Annotated in this window: 7 protein-coding genes; 1 reads left to right on the top strand and 6 read right to left on the bottom strand. The window is 43.8% G+C overall.

The genetic code is table 11. From position 1 onward, the window contains the following. Positions 1–975: 975 nt before the first annotated feature. The 3 genes from C7R92_RS27550 to C7R92_RS33515 form a co-directional block, all read right to left on the bottom strand. Positions 976–1,581 carry a hypothetical protein gene (locus tag C7R92_RS27550; protein ID WP_106836348.1) on the bottom strand — a complete coding sequence of 202 codons (606 nt, stop codon included), beginning with the start codon at positions 1,579–1,581 and terminating at the stop codon, positions 976–978. Between the two features lie 18 nt (positions 1,582–1,599). Beyond that, positions 1,600–2,178, bottom strand: a complete 579-nt coding sequence (locus tag C7R92_RS27545) for a zinc metalloprotease (RefSeq protein ID WP_106836347.1) — start codon at positions 2,176–2,178, stop codon at positions 1,600–1,602. 284 nt (positions 2,179–2,462) lie between these two features. Then, a complete protein-coding gene (locus C7R92_RS33515; protein WP_482758283.1) occupies positions 2,463–2,687 on the bottom strand; it encodes a hypothetical protein in 225 nt (74 codons plus the stop codon). A 187-nt stretch (positions 2,688–2,874) separates the two neighbouring features. Here C7R92_RS33515 and C7R92_RS27540 point away from each other — a divergent pair, with 187 nt between their 5' ends. Beyond that, the gene (locus tag C7R92_RS27540) at positions 2,875–4,191 is read left to right on the top strand and encodes a recombinase family protein (RefSeq protein ID WP_106836346.1); all 1,317 of its coding nucleotides are present in this window, start codon (positions 2,875–2,877) and stop codon (positions 4,189–4,191) included. On the opposite strand, the gene C7R92_RS27535 is transcribed toward C7R92_RS27540, so the two are convergent. From C7R92_RS27535 to C7R92_RS27525, 3 genes are read right to left on the bottom strand one after another with little or no spacing between them, the layout of a single operon-like run. Beyond that, on the bottom strand, positions 4,100–4,696 hold the full coding sequence (locus tag C7R92_RS27535) for a sulfite oxidase-like oxidoreductase (protein WP_069848645.1): 597 nt from the start codon (positions 4,694–4,696) through the stop codon (positions 4,100–4,102). The two genes, C7R92_RS27540 and C7R92_RS27535, sit on opposite strands and share 92 nt — an antisense overlap. Positions 4,697–4,726: 30 nt before the next feature. Beyond that, complete coding sequence (locus C7R92_RS27530) at positions 4,727–5,158, bottom strand: CoA-binding protein (protein ID WP_106836345.1); 432 nt, start codon at positions 5,156–5,158, stop codon at positions 4,727–4,729. 46 nt (positions 5,159–5,204) lie between these two features. Then, on the bottom strand, positions 5,205–6,701 hold the full coding sequence (locus C7R92_RS27525) for a leucyl aminopeptidase (protein WP_106836344.1): 1,497 nt from the start codon (positions 6,699–6,701) through the stop codon (positions 5,205–5,207). Between the last annotated feature and the right edge of the window lie 39 nt (positions 6,702–6,740).

Genomic DNA, 6,740 nt, shown 5'->3' with positions numbered 1-6,740 from the left:
AAATTCAAGGGGTTAATCCGATAGCATAACGATATGAATGGAAATCCTCACATCTGCACAGATAGCGAGGATTTTTCGATGCTGATCTATTTTTGATCTCACTCGTTTTTTTAAGACAAATTGTCAAGCCACGTGCGAAAAAGCTTACATAATGGCAAGGTAGTGACCTGTCTTGCGATCAGCGGGACGTCACTCGCCTTACTTTCCCCATATCTTCATTTTAGAAGGTGGTGTAAATTAAGCTAACAAATCAAGAAGTCATCGATATGGCACGTACTATGAAAGAAAACTGTGGCCATCCTGAACTCGAACACAAAAAACTTATTATGCATACCCTGTTTTCTGAAATAGTCATAAACTCATATGGTGAAGCCGTAGATAGACCAGGACGACGAGTAGCTTGTGAAATTAAATCCTTTAAAACAAAAAAGAGGCGGATCATCGCCGCCTCTTTTCCCAAATCACTCCCAAGCAAACCTCTGCTCTTTCCAGGGATCTCCATACATATTTTAATGTAACCATTAAACAACCCGTCTCTCCAAAACAAGGACGGCTTATTTTCTACCCAGCTAGAGTAAAATAGACGTATACTGGTGAGCGAAGCATGCCGCTCTTTGTCCAGTTTCTCATTTTGACGCGAGCCTTTATCTGAGGCTGAACATAAACATGGTCCCGATCCTCGCCAGTAATCAACTGTTTCGCAACTCCATAAAACACCTGCTTGTGAGTAGGCGGAACACCAAGCTCAATGACACCTGCAGGCCGACCATTATAGTGTGCAAGCCAGCCAAAGTCACCTTTTCTGTAGCCGGCAATATGGACATCAGCATATAAATAATTAATGACCCTTATGAAGTCATACGTTCTTTTACCTGAGTGATATCGTCCGTACTTGCGCTTATTTATTTTTGCGAGAGTACACCTTCCGTTACAAAAAAGCCCCCGAATAGTTCGGGGTAACAATTTAACTAATGACTAATTATACTTTTCTAGAACTTCTTTCTTCAATTTATTAAACTGCTCAACATTTTCACCAAAATATTCACTTTCCTCTAAACTACGGTACGTATCAGTTGGTTGTGCTTTTTTAGCCTTTGTATTCTGCATACCTGCACTGATATCATACTTACCTTGATACATTCCAATAATTGCATATCCTTCTTTATCACCTGTATCTCTCAAGAATAATACGTAGGTACCTTCTTCATTCATGAGATTATAACCTTCAACTGTATCAAAAACATTACCTTCGAAATATGCAGGCTCATATACAGAGATTGTATCTCCTTCTTCAAGACTTCCCTTGTGAACCTTCTGTATTTTTACTTCTGACTCTGAAGCAGTTTTTACATCACCTTCGCCAAGATTCCATTCTTTTAATGATCTCTTTCCTGTAAATTCAGCTTGCACTATATAGCCCGAGTATTTTTCAACCTCTTCAATATTTTCAAACTCAATAAAATCAGCCTGACTTATAGCAACTCGATAATCTTTATCAGTAGTATTGAATTCTTTATAAGAAAATGCTCCTCCTATTAACAAAGCAATTGTAGCAACAGAAACAGCGATCAATTTTTTCATAACTCCACCTGCTTTCTCCTAGTATTTCCAGGATAAATTATTTTCGTCTAATGTTGTAGGATCTGTAAGGTTCAACTTTCCTTGCTCCATTATAGAATTCGAGGATTGATGGACTAATCCAAGTCCATGCCCAAATTCATGAATTGTAGTTTTTCTGCGGTTTGCAGAATTGTAGTTATAGTAATCCATATATTCACGATTTAAAAGTATTTTCACCCTATCCCAAGATTCAGTCCCGTAATGTCTTTCGTAATTATCATTGTTGTCTAAATAATATAAGCGAGTCTCTCCAGCATAATCCAATCCATATTGACCTGCAGTAACCCTCAAATCGTAATTAGAAGAAGACACATTGGATGTATCATAGCTAATATTAGCTCCAGAAATACCTTCATAGTCTGCTATAGCTTCGGTAACAGCACCTAGTAGATTCTCATCTGAGACTGAAGCAGTGATATAGGTATCAATGTCCTTGACATAACTTGCTGTTGGAGTAGTATCAAAAAATGCATCGCCCCTCGTCAATTCTGCATATGCGACATTGGTTAAAGAAAAAGCTCCTAGTAAGACTAAACTAAATACTCTTTTTTTATTCATTTTTATGCTCCTTTTTTAAAATTGTTGCATACAGTTAATGGAAATAACTACTTCCATAATTATATAATAATTTCCTTTTTTTTCTTGTCAATCAAAAATATAATTCGCATATAACGACCCGCCTAGACATTAAGCCTGGCGGGTCGTTTGCTGTATAATCCCTCTGCTCAGTCTATGCAAGCCCTTGCGCTTACTGCTTGGCGTCGTACAGATAATTGTTAAGCCGCACCTGGTATTCAGCTTTCAGGTGCGACACATTGTAAATGCACTCTTCTTGACGACCTTTAACTGTAACAAGAACCAAGTACCATCGTCGTTTTCTGAACGTGGATTTTGCCACCCATTCTCCCAAACTGACTCCGGTATTCGTGGTGTTTCCGCTCTGCCCACATCGATACCGTGTCGAACATCGGGCGGTACGATAATTTAAGTTGATCTTGATTTAGACTTTGTGCATCCAGAGCTAGCGCCTTAAAAAGCATGCCATATAGGATCGTTTCATGCAAAATGTCTCGCCATTGGTCAGGTTAAATCATTGTCTAATACACCCGCTCAACCTGCAGCATTTTTTTCAATGGGCACCCACCACACACCATACAGCGACTATTAAAAGACTGTGAAAAGAAAAAGTTTGATGTGCTGCTCATTTATCGATTGGATCGATAAGTTCGAAACGTAATTGATCTCTAGAACGTTATGGAACACCTGGACAAACATGCTGTCATGTTCAAATCCGCAACTGAGGTTTATGATACAACGTCGGCTATTGGGCGTTTCTTCAATACATTATTAGTTGCAGCTATCGCTCAATGGGAACGAGAAAATCTTGGAGAACGCGTGAAAATGGGTATGAAAAAAAATTTTCGTAAAGGTGGATGGAATGGCGGCGAACCTCCATACGGATATCACTTAGAGGATGGGAAGTTGATCGTTTACGAACCAGAGGCAGCTATAGTGAGACGCACTTTTGAAATGTACAAAAAGCATGGGCACCGATATATATCGAAAGTATTTAACCGCGAAGGTCTTCGAACTAGAGATGGTGCATTATGGGCCGAGTATACCATCCGATATATCTTAGATAACCCTGTCTATTCTGGGAAGATACGCTGGAACTATCGCCATTTAGGTGGTAAAAAAAACGGACAGGAAATAATCATCGATGGAGAACATGAAAGCATTATCTCTATTGAAGAACAAGAAGCAGTTCCCTCAATTGCAAAAAGAAGGCTTCTGACCCGAGAAAAAACTCATGTATGCTTCCCCTTTACCTGGCTACTGCGATGTTCAAGATGCGGAAATACAATCAACGGCGGCGAAAAGAAGCAAAAGCTCCAGAACTATCGTTTCTATGGTTGTCGTGGCAGATTCTCCCTTGGAGTATGTGACTTGCCAATTATTTCAGAGGACACCATCGAAAAGCTTGTACTACAAAAAGTAGATGTAATTGTTAGTGGATCATGGAAAAAAGATATCAATTTTGCAAGAGAGGAAATGGAGGTTGACACAATAGACAACAGCCATCTCGAAAATGAACTTTCTGAAATACAGAAACGAAAAAAGAAATGGCAAATGGCATTCGCTAACGAGGCTATATCAACAGAAGATTTACGCCAGCGTATGCAGGAAGAAAACGATCGGGAAACAGCTATTCGCAATCAACTAACTTCGCAGGTAGCACCTGCAAAACCAGTTGTTAAGCTAACAAATCAAGAAGTCATCGATATGGCACGTACTATGAAAGAAAACTGTGGCCATCCTGAACTCGAACACAAAAAACTTATTATGCATACCCTGTTTTCTGAAATAGTCATAAACTCATATGGTGAAGCCGTAGATAGACCAGGACGACGAGTAGCTTGTGAAATTAAATCCTTTAAAACAAAAAAAGAGGCGGATAATCACCGCCTCTTTTCCCCAATCAATCCCAAGCAAACCTCTGCTCTTTCCAAGGATCTCCATACATATTATACCCGTTCTTCTCCCAAAACCCTTGCTTGTCTTTCTCCATAAACTCAATCCCACGCACCCACTTGGCGCTTTTCCAGAAGTAGAGATGCGGGATGACAAAGCGCAGCGGCCAGCCGTGCTCAGGCGTCAAGTCTTCACCGTTATGTTTCGTGGCGAACAGATTGCCATTTGTCATGAAGTCGACCAACGGAATGTTCACAGTCCATCCGTGCTCAGCGTGCAGCATGACGTATTTCGCTTCCGGCTTCACCTTCACCAGCTTCAGAACTTCCTCCACGGGAATGCCTTCCCATTCATTGTCCAGCTTGCTCCAGCCTGTCACGCAGTGAATATCGTTGGTCGTGCCGCCTTTTGGCAGAGCCATCATTTGTTCGTAGGCCAGCGTGACTTCTTCTTCGACGAGACCGAAAAGGCGAAAACTCCACTCCGTAGACAGATCTGTATATTCCGGAACCTCTCCATAGTGCAGGACAGGAAAGCCTGTCGTCTGTTTTTGATTCGGTGGAATGCGATCGCGCTTGGTATCTGCCGCTGGGTTGATAAACATGTTGTTTCCACTCCCTCGATTGTCAGTCTCTTATTTTCCAACCCGCAAAAGGGCGTGATCTACCTTGATGCACATGTCCTGCACAACCTCGATGCCTTGATCTGCAACCAATTTAGCCGCGTCTTCGTTGGCAATGCCTTGTTGCATCCAGAACACTTTTGGCTTGTTCTGCATTTTCAATGCTTCCTCTGCAACAGGCATCATGTCTTCACTGCGGCGAAACACGTTGACGATGTCGACTGGCTGATCAATCTCAGTCAGGCTCCCCAATACTTTTTCACCCAAAACCGTTTCACCCGCGATAACAGGATTGACCGGGATGATCGTGTAGCCCGCGTTCTGCATGGCTTGCGATACCATATAGCTGGTACGGTCCGGCTTGTTGGACAGCCCCACTACTGCGATCGTTTTTGCATCCTCCAGCATTTGACGACGTGCTTCGTTGCTTGGATTTTGAGCCATGTGAAAACACTCCTTTTTATTTTGAAATGGGAAGTTGAACTACCTCTTATTTACTACGACTGGAAACGAATTCAACGATGGTCCGCGTCATCGCTCCGGTTCCGCCAGCTGGTTGCATGTCGCCAGCACTTGCTGTGTACGCCGTACCCGCGATGTCCAGATGTACCCACGGTGTGTCGCCAACGAATTCTTGCAGGAAAACACCACCGATGATACCGTGGCCATAACGTCCACCCGAGTTTTTCAAATCGGCAAAACGGCTCTTGTTCAGGCTACGGTACTCATCGAAGGTAGGGAGCTGCCACAAACGCTCACCTGCCACATCTGCTGCTTTCATCAGTTCATCCAACAGTACTTTATCATTAGTCATGGCGCCAGAGCAGAAATGACCGAGCGCAACCACGATACCACCTGTCAAGGTAGCGGCATCTACCAAGCAAGACACACCTTGCTCTTTTGCATAGGTGATGCAATCAGCCAGTACGAGGCGACCTTCTGCGTCTGTCGTAATGATCTCTACCGTTTTGCCGCTCATGGTCGTGATGACATCCCCTGGACGGAATGCCGTTCCGGATGGCATATTTTCCACGGTACCGACGACAGCCAGTACGTTTACTTTTGGTTTAATCTGTCCCAGTGCCTCCAATGCGCCGATCATCGAAGCCGCTCCACCCATGTCCGACTTCATGTCTTCCATGCCTGCTACTGGCTTGATGGAGATTCCACCTGTATCAAATGTCACGCCTTTACCGATCAGGCCAATGACATCGTCCCACGTGTCTCTTCCTTGATATTTGACTGCCACGACGTAAGGCTCAAGCTCGCTGCCTTGTGCTACAGAAAGCACTCCGCCCATCCCCAGCTCTTCCAGCTTCGCTTTTTCCATTACTTCCACAGTCATGCCATAGCGCTCTGCTACCTCGACCATCGCATCCTTCAAAGCGCGTGGAGTCAAGTAGTTAGCTGGTTCATTGACGAGCGTGCGCGCCAGATTCGTCCCAGATACGAGCGCCGAACCACGTGCAACACCTGCCTGTACCAATGAAGCATCGGCATCTGCTGACAAAATTTGCACCGTCGCAATTGGGTCAGACTCACGCTTTGGCTTTTGACGATAGCCCTCGTAATTGTATTCGGCAAGTCCAAAGGCTTCTGTCACTGCCTGCGCCAGACGATCAGCACTCAGATGCTCTGTTGTTGGCAAATCAATAACTACTGTTTTGCCTTTGCCTTTTCCCACAACCGTTTTGGCTGCACGTCCCCATGCATTTCGGGCTGCGACGAAATCAAATTTCCCTGGTTCACCCATCCCGACGATCAACAGTTTTTTCGCAGCTACGTTGCTCATTCCGTGAACAACCGTAATTTCCTTTGCCTCACCCGTAACTTCCTTGTCCTGCTGCAAACCACTCAGACTGCCTCCAAAAGCTTCGTCCAATTCCGGGTATACTTGCGAAATCTCCTCACCCTTCCACAGCGGAACAATCAGTTCATCACACGCAATATTCACAAGCTGTATGCGTTTTTCTACTGCTACTTTCATATACTCTTCCCTCTTTCTGTGTGGTAGGATACTATATGG

Source organism: Brevibacillus porteri (genome assembly GCF_003013475.1).
Taxonomy (GTDB): Bacteria; Bacillota; Bacilli; order Brevibacillales; family Brevibacillaceae; genus Brevibacillus; species Brevibacillus porteri.
The sequence above is the reverse complement of the archived record's forward strand: the minus strand, read 5'-3'. Positions and strand labels throughout refer to the sequence as shown.

What these genes read in the sequence shown, in the direction of transcription:
- C7R92_RS27545 (WP_106836347.1), bottom strand. Translation starts at nt 2,178, where the DNA reads ATGAATAAAAAAAGAGTATTTAGTTTAGTCTTACTAGGAGCTTTTTCT.
- C7R92_RS27530 (WP_106836345.1), bottom strand. Translation starts at nt 5,158, where the DNA reads ATGGCTCAAAATCCAAGCAACGAAGCACGTCGTCAAATGCTGGAGGAT.
- C7R92_RS27525 (WP_106836344.1), bottom strand. Translation starts at nt 6,701, where the DNA reads ATGAAAGTAGCAGTAGAAAAACGCATACAGCTTGTGAATATTGCGTGT.
- C7R92_RS27535 (WP_069848645.1), bottom strand. Translation starts at nt 4,696, where the DNA reads ATGTTTATCAACCCAGCGGCAGATACCAAGCGCGATCGCATTCCACCG.
- C7R92_RS27540 (WP_106836346.1), top strand. Translation starts at nt 2,875, where the DNA reads ATGGAACACCTGGACAAACATGCTGTCATGTTCAAATCCGCAACTGAG.
- C7R92_RS27550 (WP_106836348.1), bottom strand. Translation starts at nt 1,581, where the DNA reads ATGAAAAAATTGATCGCTGTTTCTGTTGCTACAATTGCTTTGTTAATA.